We start from the raw sequence: 1870 nt of genomic DNA on the forward strand, positions 1-1870 counted from the left end.
GAGTAGGGCGGCTTCCAGTTTCCCGTCCAGCGGCAGAACGGCGGTAATGAACCAGCGGCATAAAAGGGAATAGCTGATACTCTGGACGCATACGCAAGGCTCGCCGTTATCCAGCACAATACAGTTGCCGTTATCATAGTTACAGCACTCATGCACAAGGCGGCGGGCGGCTCTGTACTGTGGGTAGTCCATGTAGGGGCGTTTACCGTTCATTTTTCCGCCCCTTTCCCCGTTCCGGCTCACAGTGCAAGATTTTGTCAAGATTACTTTTCACGGTCTGCAATTCCCGGACGTTCTCTTTCTTCTCCCGGTACTCGTTGTAAAGGGCGTTTTTCTCTTTGGTAAGCTGCTCAATCTCCGTTTGTAAGGTCTTGGAAGCTGGCAGTTTGGTAATGCTTTGTGCCTTGAAATACCGGGCGGCAGATTCGGCTATGATAAAATCGCTTTCGTGCTGCTCCCGGTAGGCTCTCCGGGCTTTCTCGGTTTTCTGCGCCCGCAGTCCGTCACGGGCTGGCTTGGTCTTGATATACGCCAATAGCTGTTTCTGCAAGTCCTTTTTCTCCCGCAAGGTGCTTTCCACGGTTTTCAGTTTCCCGGTTACTTCATGCAGTCCGGCACTGGCGGCGGCAAGGGCGGCTTCCAGTTCTTCCGGGGAAGAAAAGCCGGATTCCTCGTAAATGCTCATGGTCGCCGCCATTTGCTTCAGATTGTGCAGGGTCGCCCATTTCTCGTAGCCTTTCCCCTTGCCCTCGGCTTTCTTGGCGGCTATGTCTACCATGCGCTGTACGCCGTCTTGTTTCGGGGCGTTTATGGCGGCTTTGTTACGCTGTAAGCGGTCTTTTATGCTCCGGGGGTATTCCTGTTTGGGTGTGGGCGTTTCGGCGGCTCTGGCGGCGTTCTGTGCGTTTATGGTGAGTGTTTCCAGTATGGCGGCTCGGTCAAAATCATCACCCAGTTTCCGGGCGGTGATGGGCTTCGTCCTGTCCGGCGTGAGATATGACAATCTTCCCCGGCTCTCCTTGACGGTCACACCCTCCCGGAGCAGCAGAGAGGAAAAGTCGTCAAAGGTGGCAGCGGCGGCAAGGGCTTTCCGTATGGTCTGCCGTAGCTTCTCCTTGTCGGTTTCAAACTTAGTCTGCTTGGTCGGCTCTCCTGCGGCGGCTTGGGAAGCGTTCTCTTTATCCAGTGCGGCTTGTCCTTTCCGCTTCGCCCAATACTCACGCTCGGTAATGCGATTCTTGCTCCCGTTCAGCAAGTCAATCTGATAGAGGTTTTCCCGGTGGCACATCTCCATGACTTCCGCTTTGAAATATTCCATAGCTGCGTCCGTACAGCGGTGCTTGCAGCCCTCCCTTGTGTCGGCTGGTCTTTCCATGTAGGGAAGCAGCGGCACTTCCGCAATCCGTAGGGAATTGATTACGATATGCACATGAATATTTCCGCTGTGGTTATGCCCGTCCGGGTGGGTACAGACAAGGGCTTGGTGTCCGGGGAAATGCTCTTTACAGAACTGCTCGCCTAACTGTTGCGCCCGGTCTACGGTCAAGCCGTTGTCTGGTGCGTCACGGGGGTCAAAGCTGATGATATAGTGGTGGCTCTTTACGTCCTCCCGCTTTTGGTTCTTGCCGTATTTCAGATTGGAACGCATACAGGCGATTGCAAAATCTTCCTCACCGCAATTCAGAGAGGAAATGAGATAGCCTGTCCTCGGAACTATCTGCCCGTTTTTATCCAGTGTGGGCTTCATGGTAAACTTGTCATGCTCAAAGGTTAGGTACTGTTCAGCCGCCCCATAATCGGCATTTTTAGAGCTGATATGTTTGAATGTTGCCAACGGCTTCACCTACTTTCTGCAAGACTTCAAACTTCA

At 53.4% G+C, this 1870-nt stretch carries 2 protein-coding genes; both read right to left on the reverse strand.

Features of this window, described 5'->3' with window-relative positions; all coding sequences use genetic code 11:
• Positions 1 to 213, reverse strand: a 213-nt coding sequence (locus D1646_RS07805; protein ID WP_201754594.1) for a cysteine-rich VLP domain-containing protein, incomplete at its 3' end; no start/stop codon positions are given.
• A complete protein-coding gene (locus D1646_RS07810; protein WP_160635932.1) occupies positions 203 to 1834 on the reverse strand; it encodes a relaxase/mobilization nuclease domain-containing protein in 1632 nt (543 codons plus the stop codon). The genes D1646_RS07805 and D1646_RS07810, both read right to left, overlap by 11 nt.
• Between the last annotated feature and the right edge of the window lie 36 nt (positions 1835 to 1870).

This window comes from Pseudoflavonifractor sp. 60 (assembly GCF_009911645.1).
Taxonomy (GTDB): domain Bacteria; phylum Bacillota; class Clostridia; order Oscillospirales; family Oscillospiraceae; genus Lawsonibacter.